At 59.9% G+C, this 21,744-nt stretch carries 22 protein-coding genes; 6 read left to right on the top strand and 16 right to left on the bottom strand.

What is annotated here, in order from left to right; translation table 11 throughout:
* Positions 1 to 6 precede the first annotated feature (6 nt).
* The 8 genes from gmk to pyrR all read right to left on the bottom strand — a co-directional run bounded on the left by gmk (position 7) and on the right by pyrR (position 9,522).
* Positions 7 to 576 carry a guanylate kinase gene (gene gmk, locus HMPREF3169_RS02520; protein WP_061922273.1) on the bottom strand — a complete coding sequence of 190 codons (570 nt, stop codon included), beginning with the start codon at positions 574 to 576 and terminating at the stop codon, positions 7 to 9.
* 8 nt (positions 577 to 584) lie between these two features.
* Positions 585 to 905, bottom strand: coding sequence for an integration host factor, actinobacterial type (gene mihF / locus HMPREF3169_RS02515; RefSeq protein WP_005531652.1), 321 nt, complete (start codon positions 903 to 905; stop codon positions 585 to 587).
* Between the two features lie 279 nt (positions 906 to 1,184).
* A complete protein-coding gene (pyrF, locus tag HMPREF3169_RS02510) occupies positions 1,185 to 2,036 on the bottom strand; it encodes an orotidine-5'-phosphate decarboxylase (protein WP_070455613.1) in 852 nt (283 codons plus the stop codon).
* The gene (gene carB / locus HMPREF3169_RS02505; protein ID WP_070455612.1) at positions 2,020 to 5,361 is read right to left on the bottom strand and encodes a carbamoyl-phosphate synthase large subunit; all 3,342 of its coding nucleotides are present in this window, start codon (positions 5,359 to 5,361) and stop codon (positions 2,020 to 2,022) included. The genes pyrF and carB overlap by 17 nt, the downstream gene beginning before the upstream one ends.
* Positions 5,362 to 5,386: 25 nt before the next feature.
* Positions 5,387 to 6,559 carry a glutamine-hydrolyzing carbamoyl-phosphate synthase small subunit gene (carA, locus tag HMPREF3169_RS02500; protein ID WP_062035139.1) on the bottom strand — a complete coding sequence of 391 codons (1,173 nt, stop codon included), beginning with the start codon at positions 6,557 to 6,559 and terminating at the stop codon, positions 5,387 to 5,389.
* A 40-nt stretch (positions 6,560 to 6,599) separates the two neighbouring features.
* Entirely contained in the window at positions 6,600 to 7,949 is a 1,350-nt protein-coding gene (locus HMPREF3169_RS02495) for a dihydroorotase (protein WP_070455611.1), read from the bottom strand.
* A 39-nt stretch (positions 7,950 to 7,988) separates the two neighbouring features.
* Positions 7,989 to 8,942, bottom strand: coding sequence for an aspartate carbamoyltransferase catalytic subunit (locus tag HMPREF3169_RS02490; RefSeq protein ID WP_070455610.1), 954 nt, complete (start codon positions 8,940 to 8,942; stop codon positions 7,989 to 7,991).
* A gap of 1 nt (position 8,943) precedes the next feature.
* Positions 8,944 to 9,522 (bottom strand): bifunctional pyr operon transcriptional regulator/uracil phosphoribosyltransferase PyrR, encoded by a 579-nt coding sequence (gene pyrR / locus HMPREF3169_RS02485; RefSeq protein ID WP_061922257.1) that lies wholly within the window; start codon positions 9,520 to 9,522, stop codon positions 8,944 to 8,946.
* A gap of 469 nt (positions 9,523 to 9,991) precedes the next feature.
* Between pyrR and HMPREF3169_RS02480 the strand changes: the two genes are divergently transcribed.
* The 5 genes from HMPREF3169_RS02480 to HMPREF3169_RS02460 all read left to right on the top strand — a co-directional run bounded on the left by HMPREF3169_RS02480 (position 9,992) and on the right by HMPREF3169_RS02460 (position 13,578).
* Complete coding sequence (locus HMPREF3169_RS02480) at positions 9,992 to 11,413, top strand: TIGR01777 family oxidoreductase (RefSeq protein ID WP_070432902.1); 1,422 nt, start codon at positions 9,992 to 9,994, stop codon at positions 11,411 to 11,413.
* 80 nt (positions 11,414 to 11,493) lie between these two features.
* On the top strand, positions 11,494 to 11,997 hold the full coding sequence (locus HMPREF3169_RS02475; RefSeq protein ID WP_061922251.1) for a YbjN domain-containing protein: 504 nt from the start codon (positions 11,494 to 11,496) through the stop codon (positions 11,995 to 11,997).
* Positions 11,990 to 12,478 (top strand): YbjN domain-containing protein, encoded by a 489-nt coding sequence (locus tag HMPREF3169_RS02470; RefSeq protein ID WP_062040960.1) that lies wholly within the window; start codon positions 11,990 to 11,992, stop codon positions 12,476 to 12,478. The genes HMPREF3169_RS02475 and HMPREF3169_RS02470 overlap by 8 nt, the downstream gene beginning before the upstream one ends.
* A 42-nt stretch (positions 12,479 to 12,520) precedes the next feature.
* Entirely contained in the window at positions 12,521 to 13,081 is a 561-nt protein-coding gene (locus HMPREF3169_RS02465; protein WP_070455609.1) for a hypothetical protein, read from the top strand.
* A 2-nt stretch (positions 13,082 to 13,083) separates the two neighbouring features.
* Positions 13,084 to 13,578, top strand: coding sequence for a hypothetical protein (locus HMPREF3169_RS02460; RefSeq protein WP_062040965.1), 495 nt, complete (start codon positions 13,084 to 13,086; stop codon positions 13,576 to 13,578).
* A gap of 27 nt (positions 13,579 to 13,605) precedes the next feature.
* Here the strand turns inward: HMPREF3169_RS02460 and HMPREF3169_RS02455 are convergent, their stop codons facing one another.
* Genes HMPREF3169_RS02455 through HMPREF3169_RS02420 form a run of 8 tightly spaced genes read right to left on the bottom strand, consistent with a single transcriptional unit; the run spans position 13,606 to position 20,778 of the window.
* Entirely contained in the window at positions 13,606 to 14,349 is a 744-nt protein-coding gene (locus HMPREF3169_RS02455; RefSeq protein WP_062035154.1) for a sulfite exporter TauE/SafE family protein, read from the bottom strand.
* Positions 14,346 to 14,822: a pantetheine-phosphate adenylyltransferase gene (gene coaD, locus HMPREF3169_RS02450; RefSeq protein ID WP_061922236.1), complete on the bottom strand. Its 477-nt coding sequence runs from the start codon at positions 14,820 to 14,822 to the stop codon at positions 14,346 to 14,348. The genes HMPREF3169_RS02455 and coaD overlap by 4 nt, the downstream gene beginning before the upstream one ends.
* 10 nt (positions 14,823 to 14,832) lie before the next feature.
* Positions 14,833 to 15,408, bottom strand: coding sequence for a 16S rRNA (guanine(966)-N(2))-methyltransferase RsmD (gene rsmD, locus HMPREF3169_RS02445; RefSeq protein WP_070455608.1), 576 nt, complete (start codon positions 15,406 to 15,408; stop codon positions 14,833 to 14,835).
* Positions 15,405 to 15,620: a biotin/lipoyl-containing protein gene (locus HMPREF3169_RS02440; protein WP_061922230.1), complete on the bottom strand. Its 216-nt coding sequence runs from the start codon at positions 15,618 to 15,620 to the stop codon at positions 15,405 to 15,407. The genes rsmD and HMPREF3169_RS02440 overlap by 4 nt, the downstream gene beginning before the upstream one ends.
* Before the next feature lie 10 nt (positions 15,621 to 15,630).
* Positions 15,631 to 17,757, bottom strand: coding sequence for an ATP-dependent DNA helicase RecG (locus HMPREF3169_RS02435; RefSeq protein WP_070455607.1), 2,127 nt, complete (start codon positions 17,755 to 17,757; stop codon positions 15,631 to 15,633).
* Between the two features lie 2 nt (positions 17,758 to 17,759).
* Positions 17,760 to 19,106 carry a DAK2 domain-containing protein gene (locus HMPREF3169_RS02430; protein ID WP_061922223.1) on the bottom strand — a complete coding sequence of 449 codons (1,347 nt, stop codon included), beginning with the start codon at positions 19,104 to 19,106 and terminating at the stop codon, positions 17,760 to 17,762.
* Between the two features lie 10 nt (positions 19,107 to 19,116).
* Entirely contained in the window at positions 19,117 to 19,791 is a 675-nt protein-coding gene (locus HMPREF3169_RS02425) for a uracil-DNA glycosylase (protein WP_061922586.1), read from the bottom strand.
* A 30-nt stretch (positions 19,792 to 19,821) separates the two neighbouring features.
* Positions 19,822 to 20,778, bottom strand: a complete 957-nt coding sequence (locus HMPREF3169_RS02420) for a thiamine-phosphate kinase (RefSeq protein WP_235591036.1) — start codon at positions 20,776 to 20,778, stop codon at positions 19,822 to 19,824.
* A 61-nt stretch (positions 20,779 to 20,839) separates the two neighbouring features.
* Between HMPREF3169_RS02420 and HMPREF3169_RS02415 the strand changes: the two genes are divergently transcribed.
* Positions 20,840 to 21,742, top strand: a complete 903-nt coding sequence (locus tag HMPREF3169_RS02415) for a DUF3515 domain-containing protein (RefSeq protein ID WP_061922216.1) — start codon at positions 20,840 to 20,842, stop codon at positions 21,740 to 21,742.
* Positions 21,743 to 21,744 lie beyond the last annotated feature (2 nt).

Below are 21,744 nucleotides of genomic sequence, written 5' to 3'. Positions count from 1 at the left end.
CTAGTTCTATCCCTGCAGGATAGCACTAATAGCTGCCACGGCGTCATCAAGATTCTCATTGACAACGACGTGCTCGAACTCGTCTTGTGCGGCAAGTTCAGCGTGTGCGGTCTTAAGCCTACGGTCGATGACGTCCTGCGGCTCGGTGCCACGGCCGGTCAGGCGCTCAACGAGCACCTCCCATGACGGCGGCGCCAAGAACACGGTCTTTGCTTCCGGCAGGGCGGCCTTGACGTTGCGAGCGCCTTCCAGGTCCACCTCTACGAGGACGGGGCGGCCTGCCTCCATTGCTTCCTTTACGGGCTGTGCAGGAGTGCCGGAGCGCTGGAGCCCGCCGTGAATATCTGCCCATTCGAGCATTTCACCGGCGTCAATGCGCTGCTGGAAAGCTTCAGGAGTAACGAAGAAATAGTCAACCCCGTCCTGCTCACCAGGTCGGGGTTGACGCGTCGTCATTGAGACGCTGAAGTACAGCTGATCGACGTCATCGCGCAGACGCGAAACCACAGTGGACTTACCCACAGCGGAAGGCCCAGCCAGAACGACCAGGTTACCGCGTGCAGTTGCGTCAGACATCGCGAATCTTATTCGCCGTAGCCGAAGCGCTCGAGCAGGGCACGGCGCTGACGATCGCCGAGGCCGCGCAGACGACGGGTCTGAGCAATCTCGAGATCTTCCATGATTTCCTTAGCCTTGACCTTGCCAACCTTCGGCAGAGCCTCGAGGAGAGCGGAGACCTTGGTCTTACCGATGATCTCGTCAGTCTCAGCCTTGTCCAGAACGTCCTTCAGGTTGGTTTCGCCGCGCTTCAGCGCAGCCTTGAGCTCGGCGCGAGCCTTGCGGGCCTCAGCGGCCTTTGCGAGAGCTTCCTTGCGCTGCTCATCAGTCAACTTTGGAAGGGCCACGGGTTTCCTCCGATTTCATTAGATTGATAATTTCCGTCCAGTAAGTCTTACCAGAATCCGGTCGCGATAACGGGAATCAAAATCCCGCAGTGCCGAGCAAAACGACTAAAATCACTAGTCACAGGCTCGGCGCGAACCGACTTCAGGCAATCCTAGCACTGGTGATTACGCGATGACATTATTTGGGTCCGTATTGTGCGGAATTCCTGCACGTCATCGCGGTGCGTTTCTCAAAATACCAGGTAAATGGCGGGCCTTATAATCGGCCGCGCCATAACCTTAAAAAGCGGTCTCTTCGGTAGCCTCTGCCAGGGCAGATTTCACTGCTTCACGCAGGTCAACAACCTGCGGGCCTGCGGAAAGAACCGAACGGGAAACGTTGGCGAAACCCAACTGCGGGGCCGCCGCAGTGATTACTTTCACGTCCTGCGCAGTAGCTCCTTGGGCGCCGACGCCCGGCAGCAAAACCGGGCCGTTCAGCTCGTCTAGGACAGGCGGCTGCGCAAGCGTGGCACCCACTACGACGCCGACGTTGCCCGGACGTCCTGCGGCCTTGTACGCGGCATTGAGCGCGGCGCACTGGTTGACCACGCCCTGCGCCAGCGTCACGCCTTCTTCGTCCGTGATGGACTGGAACGCCACGGCCTCCGGGTTGGAAGTTGCAGCCAGAACGAAGACTCCCCTGCCCTTTTCTTCCGCTAGGTCAAGCACCGGCTGGAGCGAACCGACTCCTAGATATGGAGAGACGGTCACTGCATCCGCGGACAACGGCGAATCATCGCTAAGCCATGCAGCAGCATAGCCGGCCATCGTGGAGCCGATGTCGCCACGCTTGGCGTCGGCAAGCGTCAAGCAACCTGCTTCACGCAAGTCCCGCAGGGTCTCTTCCAACACCGCAAAGCCCGCAGACCCAAAGCGCTCGAAGAAGGCCACCTGCGGCTTAACCATTGCGACGGTCTCGGCGAATGCCTCCACGCAGGTACGCGCGAATCTCCGTAGCCCATCGACGTCGTCGTTTAAGCCCCAAGCACGCAGCAGATGCGCATGCGGGTCGATGCCCACGCACAGCCTGCCGCGCTCGGCACCGGCAGCGACGAGCCACTCACCGAAGGTGCTAGTGCTTTGCGTCATGCTCAAGCTCCTGCAGTGCACGTACCTCAAGGTTGCCGATGCGCAGCGCCTCGATGCCCTGGACCGCAGCGGTAACGCCCTGGACGGTGGTAACAAGCGGAACGCCCACGGAAACAGCCGCCGCGCGGATGTCGTAGCCGTCGTGGCGTGCGTTGTCTGAACCAGCCGGGGTATTGAGAATGAGGTCGACCTTGCCGGCAAGAATCTGGTCAACGATGGACTCCTGGCCATCCTGCGCCTCGGAGACCTTGACCGCTACCTCGCACTCCACGCCGTTGCGGCGCAGCATCTGTGCGGTACCTGCGGTAGCCACGATGTTGTAGCCCATGAAGGCCAGACGCTGGATTGGGAAGATGAGGGTGCGCTTGTCGCGGTTAGCCACGGAGACGAAGACCGTGCCCTCAGTCGGCAAGTGGCCGAAGGCAGCGATTTCGCCCTTGGCAAAAGCCGCGCCGAAGTTACTTGCTAGGCCCATGACCTCGCCCGTGGACTTCATCTCTGGGGAGAGCAAAGTATCAAGCAACGTACCATCTGGGCGGCGGAAGCGGTTGAAAGGCAGCACAGCTTCCTTGACCGCAATCGGGTGCTCCAGTGGCAAGGAACCACCATCAACCTCGGTAGGCAGCATGCCTTCTGCACGCAGATTAGCGATGGACTCGCCCATCATGACGCGAGCTGCAGCCTTAGCCAGCGGCACGCCGGTGGCCTTGGAGACAAACGGCACGGTGCGCGATGCGCGCGGGTTCGCCTCGATGACATACAGCGTGTCATCCTTCAGCGCGTACTGCACGTTCATCAGGCCCTGTACACCGATGCCCTTAGCTAGCGCGCGGGTGGAGCGGCGAACATTATCGATGTCTTCAGGCCCCAGAGTCATCGGTGGCAGCGCGCAGGAAGAGTCACCGGAGTGAATGCCGGCCTCCTCAATGTGCTCCATCACGCCAGCCAGGTAGACCTCTTCGCCATCGCAGAGCGCATCGACATCGATCTCGATTGCGTTGTCGAGGAAGCGGTCCACCAATACCGGGTGGTCGGAGGTGATTTCCGTTGCGCGGTCGATGTAGTCACGCAGGGAGTCCTCATCGTAGACAATCTCCATGCCGCGGCCGCCGAGCACGTAGGAAGGACGAACCAGGACCGGGTAGCCGATGTCGCGGGCTACAGAACGTGCCTCCTCGAAGGAGGTTGCGGTGCCGAACTCTGGCGCTGGAAGCTCTGCTTCTGCCAGTACCTTGCCGAACTCGCCGCGGTCCTCAGCCAAGTCGATTGCCGCAGCGGAGGTACCGACGACTGGAACACCAGCCTCGGTCAGGCGCTCTGCAAGGCCCAGCGGAGTCTGGCCGCCGAGCTGAACGATGACGCCGGCAACAGGGCCGGACTGCAACTCCGCGTGGTAGACCTCCATAACGTCCTCGAAGGTCAACGGCTCGAAGTACAGGCGGTCAGCGGTGTCATAGTCAGTTGAGACCGTCTCCGGGTTGCAGTTGACCATGACGGTCTCGTAGCCGCGCTCGGACAGCTCCAACGCTGCGTGGACGCAGGAGTAGTCGAACTCGATGCCCTGGCCAATACGGTTCGGGCCAGAGCCCAAAATGATGACCTTGCCCAACTTTTCGGCAGGCATCGGCTTGACCTCGGACTCTGCGTCTGGGTCCAGCTCGTAGGAGCTGTAATGGTACGGGGTCTGCGCCTCGAACTCGCCAGCACAAGTATCGACCGTCTTGTAGACCGGGCGAATGCCCAGCGACCAGCGCAGGGATCGCACGCCATCTTCGCCAGCGAACTCGGTACGCAGGGCGGCAATCTGGGCGTCGGAAAGCCCGTAGAACTTCGCCTCACGCAATAGCTGCGCGTCCAGGACCGGCGCGTGCAGCAGCTCCTCGCGGAAGTCAACCAAGGCCTTGAGCTCAGCAAGGAACCATGGGTCGATCTGGGAGTGCTCGTAGAGCTGTTCGACGCTAGCGCCGAGGCGGAAAGCCAGTTCTACGTCGTACATGCGGCCCTCGGTCGGACGCTCTAGGTCCTTGAGCACTGCATCCAGGTCCGTCGCGCGATCGCCGGCGAAGTACTCATCCGGGCGGGTCCAGAAGCCGTGCTGCTTGGACTCCAGGGAGCGCATGACCTTGTTGAGACCGGCGATGTAGTTACGGCCGATGCCCATGGCCTCGCCGACGGACTTCATCGTGGTGGTCAGGGTGTCATCAGCGCCCGGGAACTTCTCAAAGGCAAAGCGTGGTGCCTTGACGATGACGTAGTCCAAGGTCGGCTCGAATGCCGCAGGGGTAACGCCGGTGATGTCGTTTTGTACTTCGTCAAGGGTGTAGCCGATTGCCAACTTGGCGGCCAACTTCGCGATTGGGAAGCCGGTGGCCTTGGAAGCCAGCGCGGAGGAACGAGACACGCGCGGGTTCATCTCGATGACGATGATGCGGCCATCAACCGGGTTGACGGCGAACTGGATGTTGCAGCCGCCGGTGTCAACGCCGACCTCGCGAATAATCGCAATGCCGAGGTCACGCATCTTCTGGTACTCGCGGTCGGTCAAGGTCAGAGCCGGAGCAACGGTGACGGAATCACCGGTGTGCACGCCCAAGGCATCGACGTTTTCGATGGAGGCAATGACCACGACGTTATCGTCGCCGTCGCGCATGAGCTCCAGCTCGAATTCCTTCCAACCGAGGATGGATTCCTCGATGAGCACGTTTGCCTCGGGTGAAGCAGCTAGGCCGCCGCCTGCGATGCGGTCGAGATCTTCCTGGTTATAAGCCAGGCCAGAGCCCAAGCCGCCCATGGTGAAAGAAGGACGCACGACTACCGGCAGGCCGAGCTCTGCGACGGTCTCGTGCACCTCGTCCATGTTGTGGCACACGCGGGAACGCGCGGACTCGCCGCCGATGGACTCGACGATGTCCTTGAACTTCTGGCGGTCCTCACCACGCTCAATCGCCTCAATGTCGGCGCCGATGAGCTCGATGCCGTACTTGTCCAAGATGCCTGCGCGGTCCAACTGCACCGCAGCATTCAGTGCGGTTTGTCCGCCCAGGGTTGCAAGCACCGCATCAATCTTGTGGCCTTCTTGCTGTTCCTTAACAATGATCTTTTCGATGAACTCAGGGTCAATCGGCTCCACGTAGGTGTGGTCTGCGAATTCTGGGTCCGTCATGATGGTTGCCGGGTTGGAGTTGACCAGCGTGACACGCAGGCCTTCTTCCTTCAGCACGCGGCAAGCCTGGGTGCCGGAGTAGTCGAACTCGCAGGCCTGGCCGATAACAATTGGGCCAGAACCGATAACCAGGACGTGGTTTACATCGTTACGCTTTGGCATAAGTTTCTAATCCTCTTCCTGGTGCCTACTTGTTAGGGGTCTTTTCGGTCATCAGCTCAACGAACTGATCAAACAGCGGGTTTGCGTCATGCGGGCCCGCAGCGGACTCTGGGTGATACTGAACGGAGAAAGCCATTCCGTCCTTGAGCGCTACGCCCTCAATCGTGTTGTCGTTGAGACAGGTATGGGTGACGATGCCGCGGCCGAAGTCGGTATCGAATTCCTCGCCAGCCGGGTTCTCCTGGCCAGACGGACTAGCGATGGCAAAGCCATGGTTTTGCGCGGTGATGTCGATCTTGCCGGTCAAGACGTTGCGTACCGGTACGTTGATGCCACGGTGCCCGAACTTCATCTTGAAGGTGTCTAGGCCCAGCGCGCGGCCTAGAATCTGGTTGCCAAAACAGATTCCGAAGAAGGGAATGCGGGCATCCAGGATGTCGCGGACGATGGCCACCATTTTGTCGGCGGTAGCTGGGTCACCAGGGCCATTCGAGACAAAGACGCCATCCGGGTTGTACTGCTTAATCTCAGCATAAGGGGTATTAGCCGGTACCACGATGGTCTCAATGCCGCGCTTGGCAAAGTTGCCCGGCGTAGCGGTCTTAACACCCATGTCGTAGGCCACGACGGTGAACTTCTTTTCGCCTTCTTCCGCCACGGTATATGGCTTTTCGGTAGCGACCTGCTCAGATAGATCCAGGCCCTCCATCGATGGCTGGCCCTTGACCTCCTCAAGCAGCTCCTCTACTGGGCGCTGCGCGTCCTCACCGGAGAACAAACCGGCGGCGATGGAGCCATAGTTGCGCAGGTGACGAACCAAGGTGCGGGTATCGATTCCGCGGATGCCGATGATGCCTTGGGCTTCCATCTCATCCGAAAGGGAACGCTCCGCGCGCCAGTTAGATACGCGCTGTGCGAGGTCACGAATAACCAGGCCGGCAACCCAAATCTGGTTGCCATGAGACTCGTTGTCTTCGTCGTTCCAGCCGGTGTTACCAATGTGCGGCGCTGCAGAAACGACGATCTGGCGGTGGTAGGAAGGGTCAGTCAAAGTTTCCTGGTAACCAGTCATTGCAGTGCTGAACACTGCCTCACCGAGGGTGGTGCCGGTGGCGCCAAAGCCGTATCCGCGGAAAGTGCGGCCATCAGCCAGCACGAGAATTGCCGGGATTCTTGCTGGTTTAGTCTCAGTCACAATGTGGCCTTTCTGTGGCTTGGTGGGTCTATAGGGTGCAAGGTTACTTGCCTTCAGCTTCGTCTGCGGCCAGTTCGTAGGTCACGGTGCCGCGCAGAATAGTGTGGGTGACGCGTGCGCTGAACTCCTCGCCCTCATAAGGGTTATTCTCAGACTTCGAAGCCAGCTTGGTGGAATCGGAGACCCACTTGTGCTCGGGGTTCACGATGGTGAGGTTGGCGGGCTCGCCCACTGCGATCGGACGGCCGTGGTCCGGCAGCTTGGTGATCTCTGCCGGGCGCTCCGACATCACACGGGCGACGAAGCGCCAGTCTGCGAGACCGGAGGCCACGAAAATCTTGGCGATAATCGCCAGCGAGGACTCAAGGCCCAGCATGCCTGGCTTCGCGTTTTCGAACTCAACGCACTTGTCTTCGGAACCATGCGGTGCGTGGTCGGTTGCCACGACGTCGATGACGCCGTCGAGCAGCGCCTGGCGCAGAACCAAGGTGTCGCGCTCCTCGCGCAGCGGCGGATTCACGCGAAAGACGCCGTCATAGCTCACCAGTTTTTCATCAGTAAGCAGCAGGTGATGCGGGGTAACCTCCGCAGTCAGTGGAATATCCTGGCCCTTTGCCCACTTCAGCAGCTCGACGGTGCCCTCGGTGGATGCATGGCAGATGTGCATGCGATTGCCGTAGTCACGCGCCAGCAGTGCATCGCGGGCGACGATGGACTCTTCCGCCACGCGCGGCCAGCCGCGCAGGCCCAGCTTGGCTGCCGTCTCCCCCTCGTGGGCAGATGCGCCCTCGGTCATGCGGTGGTCTTCCGCGTGCTGCGCGAGCAAGACGTCCAAGCCCTTGGCGTATTCGAGCGCGCGGCGCATCAACTGCGGGTCCTGCACGCACTTGCCATCATCGGAGAACATGCGCACTTTCGCGTCCGAGCGCGCCATCATGCCGAACTCGGTGAGGGTCTTACCCTCCAGACCCTTGGTAATAGAACCCACCGGGTGAACGTCGCACAGGCCGAGCGCCTGTGCCTTAGCCCAAACGGACTCCGCGATAATCGGCTGATCGGTCACCGGGTTGGTGTTGGCCATGGTAAATACGGCGGTAAAGCCGCCCTTGGCAGCAGCGCGGGAACCGGTTTCGATGGTCTCAGTGTCCTCGCGGCCTGGCTCGCGCAGGTGCACGTGCATATCGACCAAGCCCGGCAGCAGCACGTTGCCTTCGGCGTCGATTGCCTCATCGAACTGCGCGCTTGACTCAAGGTCAGCGCCCATATCCGCAATGACACCGTCGGCGATGAGCACCTGCACTGGCTCTCCCTCGCCGTAGGGGCGCACGTTCTTAATCAGCAATCGCTTTTCCGCAGCGGCAGAAAGACGGCCGGTTTCTGGATAGTTAGTCATGGTCTCTTACTCTCTTCCCTTTTCTTGATTCCGGCTGAATTAGATTCCGGCGTGTTCTCCGTTGGTCAACAGCGTGAACAGCACCGCCATGCGGGCGTATACGCCGTTGTTTACCTGCTGCAGAACCGCAGCCTTGTCGTAGTCGGCGACGGCATAGTTGATTTCCATACCGCGCAGCATTGGGCCCGGGTGCATTACGATTGCATCCTTCTTCATGGCTGCGGCGCGCGCCTTGGACAGGCCATAAAGGTTCGCGTACTCGCGGTGCGATGGGAAGAAGCCGCCGTTCATGCGTTCTGCCTGAACGCGCAGCATCATGACGATGTCTGCATCGGCCAGCTCGGAATCAAAGTCATAGGAGACCTTAACCGGCCAGGTATCGACGCCGAATGGGAGAAGAGTAGGCGGAGCCACCAGGGTGACTTCCGCACCGAGGGCGTTAAGAAGGTCAACGTTCGAGCGAACCACGCGGGAGTGCAGGCAGTCACCCACAATCTTGACCTTGAGCCCAGAGAAGTTGCCGCCCTTGATGCCAAGGCGCTGGCGCATAGTCACGGCGTCGAGAAGCGCCTGCGTTGGGTGCTGATGTGCACCATCGCCGGCGTTAATAACGGAAGGGCCATCGCCGTTAGGCGCTACCCAACCCGCCAACTGCTGCGGCGCGCCAGACGATGCATGGCGAATGATGATGGCATCCGCACCGACAGCGCTAAGCGTGAGGCCGGTGTCCCTCAAGGACTCGCCCTTTTTCACTGACGACGTCGAGGTCGACAGGTTGATGACGTCTGCGGACATCCACTTACCCGCCGTCTCAAAAGAGGAGCGGGTACGAGTGGAGTTTTCATAGAACAGTGTAAAGACGGTACGTCCGCGAAGGGTCGGAAGCTTCTTCACTTCCCGGCCTTCAAGCGCTTCGTGGAAACGGTCTGCCTCATCGAGCAGACCAACGATTTCGTCTTTGTTGAGATCAGCGATGGAAAGTAGGTGCTTCATTTTAAGCCTCCGCGGTCTTGCGGGTCAGGACTACCGCGTCCCGGCCATCAATTTCGGCGTTGTAGACGATGACATCTTCGTCGCGTGCCGTTGGAATGTTTTTGCCGACGTAGTCTGCGCGAATCGGCAGCTGGCGATGGCCGCGGTCCACGAGGACTGCGAGCTGAATGATTTCCGGACGGCCAACGTCGGCCAGCGCATCAAGTGCAGCGCGAATGGAGCGACCGGAATATAGGACGTCATCGACCAGGATGACGGTCGCGCCGTTGATACCACCGTTCGGAATTTTGGTGGGCTGCAATGCGCGGTGCGGCTTGTTGTGGAGATCGTCGCGATAGAGCGTGATGTCTAGGGATCCCCATAGGATTTCTACGCCGGAAAATTCCGCAATTTTTTGTGCAAGACGCTGAGCCAATGGCACGCCACCAGAGGGAATGCCAAGGAGTACGACCCGAGTTGCGTTCTCAGAGTCGAGCGCCGTCTTTTCAATGATCTGGTGCGCGATGCGTGCGACAGTGCGCGCGACGTCATCAGAGCTCAACAGCTCGTTAGACTCCGCGTTGGTGTCAATTCCACTCATCGTGACCTCCTTCCCCGCCTCACAGTGCGGTCTTTAAAGGATGCCGGTAAATGGGAATGAAGTAACTTTGCGCCCACCGTGGGCGGAAAATTGCCTCAAGCGTCCGAGCAACGTGGTTGCTCACATGGACAACGATGATTTTAGCATCAACCTATAGTTCCTCGAAGTCGTTTCATTCAGCTACTACCCCCACAAGTAGCAACGATCTCAATTTCGCCGACCTTTTCACGTATCGCGGCGGTCAGCGCAGCCTACCCAACCCCGCTCGCAGGTGTGAGCCTGCACACTAGTTCCGGTTGAACTGCGGCGCTTCTCGCCCAATTGTTAATGTTTAGGGAATAAAAAGTATTTGGGCTCCCCATGAGTCCGCCGTACTGGCACCTAAATCCGCTGAATTCTTGTCCCGTACAGTCGGTATCAATATCCTGCGCGATCGGCATAGATATAAGGAGAGGAAGACCAAAACCACGTGAGCTTTTCGGCCAAACACGAAGTTCCAGCCCCACGCGAGCAGGTATGGCAATGGCATACCCGTCGCGGCGCACTAGCGCGCCTTACTCCTCCTTTTACTTTCATGACCCCGTTAAAGCAGACAGAATCCTTGGCTGATGGCACCTCGATCCTGGGCCTGCCGGGCGGCCTCAAGTGGGTTGCCCGCCACGACCTTTCACGCTTCCAAACCAACGTCAGCTTCAGCGACGTTTGCCTCAACGCTCCCATGCGCTCCTGGGCCACATGGCGCCATCACCATCTCTTTGCCGATGCCACTACCGGTTCCGATAACGATGCTGGCGCTACCCAAATCACCGACACCGTCGACACCCGCATTCCGTCATGGGCTGTTAACTCCGTCTTCGCCTATCGCCAACACCAGCTCATCGAGGACTTCCAGTTTTTGAACCGTCTGCGCGACCTTGACACCCACGCCACGGCACCGGCTGTCGACCCTTCGGGCACCGTTCGCCCGTTGGTTTTCGCCATCAGTGGTTCCCGCGGTGGCGTGGGTCGAAAGCTCACCGCGCAGCTGACTACCGCAGGACATCAAGTTATCCAGCTTGTGCGCAACAGCCCCAAACCGGGCCAGCGTCAATGGCGCCCGAACCTGCCGGCGCCGGATCTCTTGGAGGGCGTCGACGTCCTTATCCATCTAGCCGGCGAACCAATCTTCGGCCGCTTCAACGCCGCCCACAAGGCAGACATACGGGAGTCCCGCGTGAACCCGACACAGCTACTGGCTGAGGTTGCCACCGCAACGCCTGAGCTCAAGGCAATGGTCTGTGCATCGGCAATCGGCATCTATGGCGCCGACCGGGGCGATACCGAGCTGACTGAAGAGTCCAGCCGCGGTGACGGCTTCCTGGCTGACGTGGTCAGCGATTGGGAGGCCGCCTGCACACCTGCCCGCGAGGCCGGAAAGCGTGTGGTCAATGTTCGCACCGGAATCGCCCTCTCCGGCAACTCCGGCTTGCTGCCGCTTTTGCGCGCGCTGTTTTCTACAGGACTCGGCGGCGCGTTTGGCAAGGGCGAATTCTGGTACAGCTGGGTCGCCATGGATGACCTGACTGATATCTACTTCCGCGCAGCAATCGATTCGCAACTTGATGGCCCAGTCAACGCCACCTCGCCTACCCCGGTCCTTAACAAGGATTTTGTCCATGCACTAGGTGAGGAGCTCAAGCGCCCAGCGATCGTGCCTATTCCAACCTTCGGCCCGGCGCTGCTCTTGGGCAAGGAGGGCGCAAGCGAGCTCGCCCTGGCTAACCAGAAGGTCATCCCGGCCCGCCTGAACGAGCTCGGACACACTTTCCGTTACTCCACAGTCGCAGCCGCGCTTGCACACGAACTAGGCGGCGAGGAGTTGTGGACTCCCGCCACGCGGGCGGCCAACTAGCAGGCACGCATCCCGGCTCCGGTAGCCTTGATCAAGATTCCGATTTATTCACCATGTAAACAACGTGAGGATTATTTTCAGTGACTGATCAAGCCGATGGTCAACCAACCATCTTGCCCGATACCCCTATCGAGCCAGTGACGCTCGAGCGCATTGCGGAAATCTTCGACTCTGAGAAGTTGGAGTACCGCATCGAAGAACAGCCAGTTTCTGAAGAAAAGACCGTGAAGATGCTGCGCACTGGTTTCTCGAACGCAGCCATCGCATTCCAGCTGCGCGAGAACGCCATCACCGCCGATTCCGTGTGGCGCGGCACCATTCCAGCATCTGAGGGCCCGAACCTTCTGATGCACATTAACCAGTGGAACCAGAACCACTTTGCGCCGACCTTCCGATTCTTCGAAGGCCCAGAAAACACCCTGGCGGTCTCCGGCGTGCGCGAGCTGGACACCACCCACGGCGCTTCCCGCAACCAGCTGGGCGCTTTCGTTATGTCCACCTTGGACGCCATCCTGCAGTCCTTCGCATGGATTGAGCAGCAGTACCCGCAACTCGTCACCTGGGAGGAACACGAAAATGACTAATCAAGCTTATGCTCAGCCGCAGGTCACGCTCGACCGCATCATTAGCGCAATGCAGACCTTCGACATCGAGTTGACCAAGGTCGAAGGCCGCGACGATGCCGCTACCGCTAACTTGAACGGCCTGCCTTGCCTGTTCGCGGTTCTGGATTCCGTCGCCATCGTGCGCTGCGATGTGCCAACCGACGCCGTCTACACCCAGGCCGATGCTGGCCTGTTCCTAGCCGCAAACCAGATCAACTCCGTCGCTTTCGGCGCACGTGCCGTTATCTCCGAGCACGAGAACCTGCTTGTCGTACGTACCGAGCGCGATATCCCCTGCGCCGCTGGCCTGTCCGATGAGCAGCTGACCGCTGCTTTGAAGGTTGCCGTCGACGGCGTCATCGGCGCTCAGGATGCCATGGTTGCCTCCGCCGAGGAGATGGCCAAGCTCGGTTCCGAAACCGCAGCCCAGGCTGGCGAGGCTAGCTCAGCCGGCGAATAGCGCTCCTTTAACCCCGCGAAACACCTCTAGAAAGCGTGCGTTGTGACCAACCAGTCCATCTCTGAAGTCAACATTCACCGGCTCGCAGAGCTCTTCGAGCAGCTCGAGGCCGATTACGTCCTACTCGACAAAATCGAAGACCCCGCCCGGGAGGACGCTGCCGCTGACGGCGATAGCGCAGAAGCTGGCGTCGGCGAAGGCTTGGTGCTGCAGACTGGTTTGCCACACATCACCATCCACTTCGACATCGAGGATGACACCTTAAGTGCCTTCGCGGTGTGGGAAGGTCGCCTCCCGGCAAGCGCGGAAGACAAGGTTGGCGCATTCATTGCGGAATTCAATTGGAACATGTCCGCGCCGACCTTAAGTTATGACTTCCGTCCGAAAGGCACTGGCGCGGGCGCCAAGCAGGAGGAAGAAGAAATTGCCATCTGCGCCAACCGCGCGATGGGCGTAGGCATCGGCCTTAGCTCTAACCAGCTAGGCAGCTTCGTCTTGAGCGCCTTCGATAGCTTCGGCATGGCTTTCGACGCCGTTGCCGAAGCCTTCCCGCAGGCAGCTAAGTGGAACGATAAGGCAGCAAACAAGAAAGGTCGCAGCTAACAATGTCTACCCCGAACGCATTTCCTTTTGACCTGTTTAGCAAGCCTGATTTTCCTGCAGTAACGCTAAAGCGCGTGCGCGAGCAACTCAGCACCCCGGAGATGAACATGTTTCCGGAGGATAACCCGGACTTTCCGGATTCCTTGAGTGCTCACCTTAATAACTTGAAGTGGGTCATCAGCGCGGCGGAAGATTTGGTGAAGCTGGAGTGCCTCCTGCCCACCACCCTTTCCTACGAGGATGTCTCCCCCGTCTTCCACGTCATCGCCAACGAGCACAACGCTTCTGCTTTCGACGGCCGCGCTCTCGTGGGCCGGAGCGAAGAAGACACCGTGGAACTGCGTGGCGACGCCACCTTCGTCACCACCGCGGGCATGAACGACGAGCAGCTTTTCCACGCGTTGAACCTCGCGGTCATCGCCGCCCAAGACGCGCTTCTTAGCACCCTGGACCGCTTCAACGAGTTCGCTCACGCGGTCCAGGAATCAGAAAGCTAAGGGAGGCTGAGGGGCCTCCGTCCCCGTTTAGAGACTAATCAGGCCACGAATCAAAGCGCTGACTGCGCCCAGGGAAGCCACGGTCAAAGAAAGAATGCGTGCCTTCTCGCGCGGCACGTGGCGCGCAATACGAGTGCCCGTGGCGATGCCGAGGAACATGCCAATGACGCCGGCGGGCCAAATTAGCCACGTCACATCACCGAATCCGCCCGCACCCACGGCCAACTTGGTGCTCACTGAGAATAGACCGCCCACGATAAAACAAGGCTGCAACGTAGCGGCGTAGACCGCCTGCGGCCAGCGCGCCGCCTGCGCATAAACGGTAATAACAGGGCCGGCTACACCAGCTAGCGTGTTTGTGAAACCGCCGAGCACACCCGCTGACAGGGAGGGGCCAAGGCCATGCATTTCCGGCACGAAGCGCTTGCCAAAGGTCACCACGCCGAGTGCGATGAGCAGGGCCGCGCCCACCAAGACCAGCAAGGCGGCCGAGTCGATATTAGCCACCAGCAGGGCCGCCGGGATTGCACCTAGCACCATCACCGGCGCGATACGCAAGAACTTGCCCCAGTCCACGTTGGCACGCATCGAATACGTAGTCAGCATCGCGTTGACCACCGCCAGCACGTTGATAACCATGATGCCCTGGACTGGGCCCAGAAGCAGCGTCAAAATAGGTCCGCCGACGAGTCCAAGCCCCATGCCGGAGACTCGTTGCAGGCAAGAACCCAACGTCACGGTCAGCAGGATCGCGAGTGGGATTGCAATCATTGGGCGTACTTCTCCACCACCGCGCGTCCCACGTGCGCCGGGAACATGCCCGTGACGTCCCCACCAAACTTGGCCACCTGCTTGCACAGCGAGGAGCTGATGTAGCCGTACTTTTCATCGGTAAGCAAGAAGACTGTATCGATGCCGGAAAGGCGGCGGTTCATCTGCGCCATCGGCAGCTCGTATTCGTAGTCCAAGGAAGAACGCAGCCCCTTGACCAGTGTGTCCACACCATGTTCCGTGGTGTAGTCCACGAGCAGGCCGGACCAATAATCGACCTTGATGTGCTCGTCGAAAGTCGCACGAATAAACTGCACGCGCTCTTCCACGCTAAATAGGCCGGAAGGCTTATCCGGGTTGCCGGTGACCAACACGGTTACTTCGTCGAACATCGCCGCCGCTCGGTTGATGATGTCCACGTGGCCCAAGGTAATGGGGTCGAAAGAACCCGGGCATACTGCTTTAGTCGGCATAGGTTTTCCTTTACTCCCCGCTTGCATCCGGACGGTGGTAGATGGCCATATCAAAGCGCGCTATACCAAATGTGCGCTTCTTGAGCTTCTGGCCGGTGGGCTCAAAGCCTTCGGGCCACTGCGGTTCTGGGCTGTCTACGTGACGCTCGATGACGACAATCGCTGCATCATCAAGCACGGGCTCAATGGCCTCCAGCAGGCCCTGCACATCGTCGAAAGCATACGGTGGGTCTGCCAACACCATGTCAAAGTAACCGCGCGGTGCGGTGGCCAGGTAGGTGGAGGCCTTCATCTCGCGTACGTCCACGCGCGGGTGCTTGACGACGTCCACGTTGTGCTTGATCACCTTCACTGCCGCCGGGTTGGATTCCACCAGAACGACTTCCTCCGCGCCGCGACTAGCTGCTTCCAGGCCCAAGGCACCAGAGCCGGCAAACAAATCCAGCACGCGGCTAGCAGCAAAACCCCAGCGCACATTCAACGAGGAAAACAGACCCTCGCGTGCGCGGTCCGCGGTAGGGCGCGTGCCGGACTCTGGCACCTTGATGCTGCGCCCGCGGGCTTCTCCGGCGATAATTCTGGTCATCGTGCCTCCCCAATAATCGCTAGTACGTCACCGCCATAGACTGCGGCAAAGTCTTCAGTACACAACTTATCCACCACTCCACGTCCTGGGACTACGACGGGAGCTTCTAGTTTGGTGGCCTCCACGGTAGCGATGGCATCTCCCGCAGAGACCTCTTGGCCCACGCTCACGTGAAAACGCACAGTGCCGGCAAAAGGTGCGCAAATGTTCATGGGCTCTAGGTTAGTTCTTTTCTAGGTATTCCTGCTCGCTCTCGGTCATGTTCCGGGTTAATTCCACCGCCAATTCTGGATTGCGCTGCACTAAACGGTACGCATCATCGTGCGTGCGCTCAATGATGTCGCGGTCATGGGCCAAGTCCAGGAGGCGCAGCGAGCGCTGGGTTCCCGATTGCAGCGTGCCCAGGATGTCTCCCTCGTGGCGCTGTTGCAGGTCAATCTCCGCCAACTCGAAGCCTGAGGTGGTATCCGCAATCTGCATGATGCGTTTAAAGGAGCCCGTGTTTTCCGCCGCGGTAGTGTGGAACAGGCAGATGGAAGCATTGCCTCCGCGGCCGACGCGGCCCCGCAGCTGATGCAGCTGCGAGACACCAAAGTTCTCGGACTCGCGAATGAGCATCACCGTGGCATTGGGCACGTCAACGCCGACCTCGATGACGGTCGTAGAGACCAACACATCTGTTTCACCCCGCGCAAAGCGCGACATGACCTCATCTTTATCGTTCATGCGACCATGCAGAACGTCGAGTTTAAGGTCACGTAACGGTCCGGCCTGGAGTTGGGACGCCACCTCGAGCACACCGCCTTCTCCCTCGATGCGCGGGCATACGATGTAGGCCTGGTGGCCAGCCTGCACCTCCTCGCGGATGCGCACTAAAGCACGCTGCACCCAGGCTGGTGCCCATTCCGGAACCACGCTGGATTGGATGGGCTTGCGCCCGCCAGGCAGCTCACGCAGGATAGATACCGCCAAGTCACCGAAGACAGTCATGGCGATGGTGCGCGGAATAGGCGTCGCCGTCATAACCAGCATGTGTGGGCTCGTGCCCTCTCGAGTTTTCGAGCGCAGGCTATCGCGCTGCTCCACGCCAAAGCGATGCTGCTCGTCTACTACCACGAGGCCTAGGTCGAAAAACTCTACGGCGTCCTGGATAATGGCGTGCGTGCCGATGACGATGTCGGCCTCGCCGGAGACAATGTCCAGCAGTGCCTGGCGCTTTTCCGCAGTGCGCTGGGAACCGGTCAGGACGGCGACCTTGACGCCATCGGGCACGCTCGCGCTAATCGACGCCCCGTGCTGCGCCGCCAGCACCTCAGTCGGTGCGAGCAGCGCCGCCTGCTTGCCTGCATCGACCGCCTGCAACATCGCACACGTAGCCACCATGGTCTTGCCGGAACCAACCTCGCCCTGCAGCAGGCGCATCATGGGCAGTGTGCCGCAGAGGTCTTCGTCGATTTCCGCAATGACCTTACGCTGCCCTGCCGTTAGTTCGAAGGGCAGGTTGCTCAGCAGCCCATCACGGTAGCCGTCCAAGATGGAAGGCATCGCCACGGCGGTACGCGCCTTGAAGTCGCGTTGGCGCAGGGCCATGACGAGGCCAATGGACAAAGCCTCGTTGTACTTCAAACGCTGAATAGCTCTTTCCGGGCCAGCCGCTGTGGGCTCGTGGACTTCACGGATAGCTTGGTCAAGTTCCACCATCATCCGGTAGTCCAGCGGCTCGGGGATCGTCGGAGTATTCTCCAGCACCATATGGATAGCGCCCATGATGTACCACGAGGTCACCTTGCCGCTGGCGGGATAAATGGGAATCCACTCGCGCTCAAGCAAAGATTCCAGTTGTCCGAACTGCGAGAGGTTACGCAGCGAGCCTGTAGCCGTAACCTTGCCGCCGCTGCTTCCGGAAGGCGCTGCGTCGTAAAGCGCGTTGCTCGCGCTACCCACACCGCCTGCATCGATAACCACGAAGTCAGGATGTTGAAGCTGCGGCTGCCCGCGGTAGAACTTCAGCTTGCCGCTTAGCATCAAGCGCATACCTTGGCGCAGCACGCGGGTGAGATAGTGCGCGTTGAAGAAGGTGGCGGTAATCCCATTGTCCATCGCCAAAGTGAGCAAGAACCTCTTGGCTGTGTTCCGCTGCTGCAGACGCACCACCTGGCCGGTGACGGTGACATAATCGCCTTCGTTGGCACCGCCCAGGCCTACCTCTTTGTTGTGGCGGATGTAGTCACGCGGATAGTGGCTGAGCAGCTCGCCGCAGGTGGTGTACCCAAATGCCTTTTTGATTTTGGTGGCGTCTTTGGCCGGCAAGATCTCTTTCAACTCCCGCTCGTCCCGCCATCCCAGCATGCTTACTCCACTCCGATCTCAGTCTTAATGCCCTCAACATGGATGGCAACGACCTCCACCTCGAGTGCCTCAGACAGGTAATCATCATCCAGCTTAAGGCTGGTGAGGACGGTGACTTGCTCTCCCCCGGCAGCCAACATCTCACGGCTTTTGACCAAGATAGATTCAGCGTCTTCATGCGCAGGTTTATCCACGCGCATGGAACGCGCGGCATCCCGCATAACAGAAACCATGGAATCGGTGTCAGGATTATCCGGCTCATAGACGGAGATTGCCGCCAGGCCTGCAACCAAAGACTCAGTGGGCACCACGCGGGCCTCTCCGGCATCGCCCTCAAAGCCGTTGGGCAGGTAAATATCCTGCGGTTGCGAAACCGTGACTTGTTCGCCTGGGCGTACAATCTTGGCGCCTACGGTTTCAAAAAGTGCTGCGACCGGGCCTGCCGGCGCTACCGCAAAGATGCGCCGGGATGACACTTCCGCTACGGGTTCGTCTGCTGCCTCCGGCAGTACTTCCAAGCGCAGGTTGCTTACCACGCCGGAGCCGAAGGCCATCTCGATTACAGGGCCGGCCTCACGGGTATGAATGTGTACCGAGCCGGAGTTCTCAGTGGCGCGGGCAATGACGAGGCTATTGCCATGCTCACCTATCTTTTCACCAAGTGCGTCCAGGTCCCCTTCGAAGAAGAAGACCACCTCGAGCTCGGCCTCAACCTCGTCTTCGTGTTCGGCCTCGCGCACCGCGCCGCCCTCGATCTCAGCCAGCAAGGCCTCAAGCAGGATGACGAACCCGGTACCGCCAGCATCGACCACACCGGCCTCGCGCAGTACAGCAAGCTGCGAAGGGGTCTTGGACAGTGCAGTGCGGGCGGCAGTGATGGTTTCGACCACGATGTCGTGGAATTGCTTGCCAGGCTGCTCAGCAGACGCGGAAGCCGCAGCTGCCGCCGCACGCAAGACCGAAATGACCGTGCCCTCCACCGGACGCGCAATGGCGCGTTCCACCAGCTGCACTGCGAGGCTCAAAGCAGACGCAAAAGTCTGGCCATCCACGCGGGAATCAACCGTGGTATCCGCGATGCCGCGCAGCACCTGGGATAACACCATGCCGGAGTTGCCACGGGCGCCGCGCACGGAACCGATGGCAAGTGCCTCGGCTACGTCGCCTCCCTTTTCCACCTGCTCGAGTGCAGCCTCCATGGTGTGGGCCATGTTGGAGCCGGTATCGGAATCTGGAACCGGGAATACGTTAAGCGCATTGATTTCAGCGCGTCGGTGGGAAAGTTCACCAACAGTTCGGATCGCCCAGTTATGAAGACCACGGGCATCTAACGAACTCGGATATGACATGCCGAATAGTTTACAAGTGCCAGTCGACATCCGGCGCGCCCTGGTCGCGCAAAAGCTCATTAGCGCGCGAAAACGGCCGTGAGCCAAAGAATCCTCGGCGTGCAGAAAGAGGCGAAGGATGCGCCGAAGAGATAGTCGGCACGTCCGGCAAGAACTTCGCGCAGGCCTTGGCGTCATTGCCCCATAAGATGGCCACCATCGGCTGCCGGTTGAGCGCCCGGATTGCAGCCTCCGTGATGGCCTGCCAGCCGAGCTTACGATGCGAGCCCGCCTCACCCGGTGCCACCGTGAGCACGCGATTTAAAAGCATGACTCCCTGGGACTCCCAAGCGCGCAAGTCACCGTCTTCGCGCGGGGCAACGCCTACGTCCTCGCTTAACTCTTTGTAGATGTTGTGCAAGGAACGCGGCGGTTTAACCCCAGGTGCCGTGGCAAAAGACCGACCTACCGCATGTCCTGGCGTGGGATAAGGGTCCTGCCCCACGATGAGCACGCGCACTTCGGGCAAAGGCACGCGAAAGGCAGCAAAGACATTTTCGGCCGCTGGCAGGAATCCATCTTCCGGCAGCTGCTGCAATTGCTGCTCGATGGCAGGCAGGTGCTCTTCTAGTACCGGCGCCAAGACCGGCAACCACGAGCTATCGATTACCGAGGTATCAAAAAGTTGCGAGTACGGCGCAGTCATCATTTCCTCCCCTGAAAATTCCTCGCTGCTTTAAAAGCTCTGCCAGCCAGCGTCATACCTCGGCTTCTTACCATCCACGGTCAGCCCAGTGCCGCGGTTGACGGTGCCGATGACGCGGAACCCCGATGGCGCTTCCTTGTTGGTGGTAGCCACCAAGGTATGGTCCTCGCCGCCTGTGAGCACCCATTCCCATGGGTCAACGCCCAAGACCACACCGGCTTCAGTGAGCAAAGCGTCAGGAGCAATGGCGGTGGAGTGCAAGTCGATGTGCACGTTGGAGCGCTTTGCCACACCCGCGATATCTGGCACGAGGCCATCCGAGTTATCCGTCATGGCGGTAGCCCCCGTGGCGCGGGCGATTACGCCGCGGCCTGGTTTGAGCGAGGGATTGCAGTGGGCGTCGATAAGCGGCCATAGCTCCGAGAGCTCGGGCGGTAGGTCGCGCCCATATTCCTGCAGCAACGCAAGCCCCGCCGCGGAGTAACCAATCTTGCCGTGGCTGACCAGCTTCTGCCCCGCTCGTGCCCCACCCAGGGTCAATGGGGGTTGGCTTCCGCCCAACGTGCCAATTGCGGTGACGGTGATGACCAGCTGTGAACCGCGCGTGAGGTCACCGCCAACCAGCTCTGCGTTATAAAGGGCGCAACGCTGGGCGATGCCTTCCGCAATACCGCGCACGAAGGACACGTGGGTCTCCGTAGGCGCCGCAATCGCGAGCAACGCTGCAGTGGGACGCGCGCCCATCGCCTCGATATCGGCAAAGTTGCGCAGAATCGCTTTCTGGCCCACCTCCATCGGAGTGGACCAGTCACGGCGGAAATGCCTGCCCTCCACCATCATGTCGGTGCAAGCCACCGTGCGTGAGTTCGGCGGATCCGGGAACATGACGGCGGCGTCATCGCCGTTTAGCGCGCTGGGCGCCGCGGCTACGATTTCACCGATGACATGTTGCTCGCCTGCTTGCCCGAGGGTATGCGACAAATGCACGATGGCCTTTCTCAACGGGAGGTTAATGCTGACATTGCTTTACGCGTTAGGATGAACGCTTATGACCAACCAATTTAACCGCACCGCCGTATTTATCTCACTTGGACTATCCATTGCGATGGTATTCGCGGTTATTTTTGGCGCGAAGTTCTACTTCGAAAACACGGCCAAAGCACCAGTTGCGCTGTCCCCCATTCAATCAGACGACGCTAACTCCGCGGAGTGTAAGTCCGTCGTCGCGGCAGCGCCCGAGGAGTTCATGGGCCAGCCCCGAGCCGAAATCGCCGAGCCGGTTCCGGCAGGCGCCGCTGCGTGGGCAAAACTTTCCTCCGAGTCGGTCAGCTTGCGCTGCGGCGCCAACCTGCCTTATCAGTACACCGCCTACTCCCAGACCGAGGACATCGACGGCGATGCCTGGCTCAAGGTCAAAGACATGACCCCAGGCTCCAACCTCACCACGTGGTACAACACCGATCGCAGCCCTGTGGTAGCGGTGACCACCTTCAACGATGAGCGTCCCACCGGTTTGGATAAGACGCTCGAGCCGCTGCGCAAGGAGCACCACGAGCCGCGCCCTGCACCGCTTTCGCAGCTTGCCGACGGCCCGGACAAGATGTGTGCCCCTTTGGAAAAGGCACTGCCGGAGCACATCGCGGATGGCTACACCCGCCGCAGTGATGTCAAGGCAAAAAACACCTATGTCTGGAGCGCGGAAGGCCGAGAAGACATCGTGGTGCGCTGCGGCGTCGGCGAACCCGAAAACTACAAACCGGGTGTACAGCTCCAGCAAGTAAACGATGTGCCTTGGTTCGAAGACACCACCTTGGCCGAGGGAACTACCGGCGGAACCTGGTTCGCCCTAGGCCGCGCGAACGACTTAGCCTTGTTCGCGCCCCAAGACGTCGCTAACTCTGCGCTGGTGCGCATGAGCGATACTTTGGCCAAGCACACCCCTGGCCAATAGCG

The sequence above is a fragment of the Corynebacterium sp. HMSC08C04 genome (assembly GCF_001807495.1).
GTDB classification, from domain to species: domain Bacteria; phylum Actinomycetota; class Actinomycetes; order Mycobacteriales; family Mycobacteriaceae; genus Corynebacterium; species Corynebacterium simulans.
The sequence above is the reverse complement of the archived record's forward strand: the minus strand, read 5'-3'. Positions and strand labels throughout refer to the sequence as shown.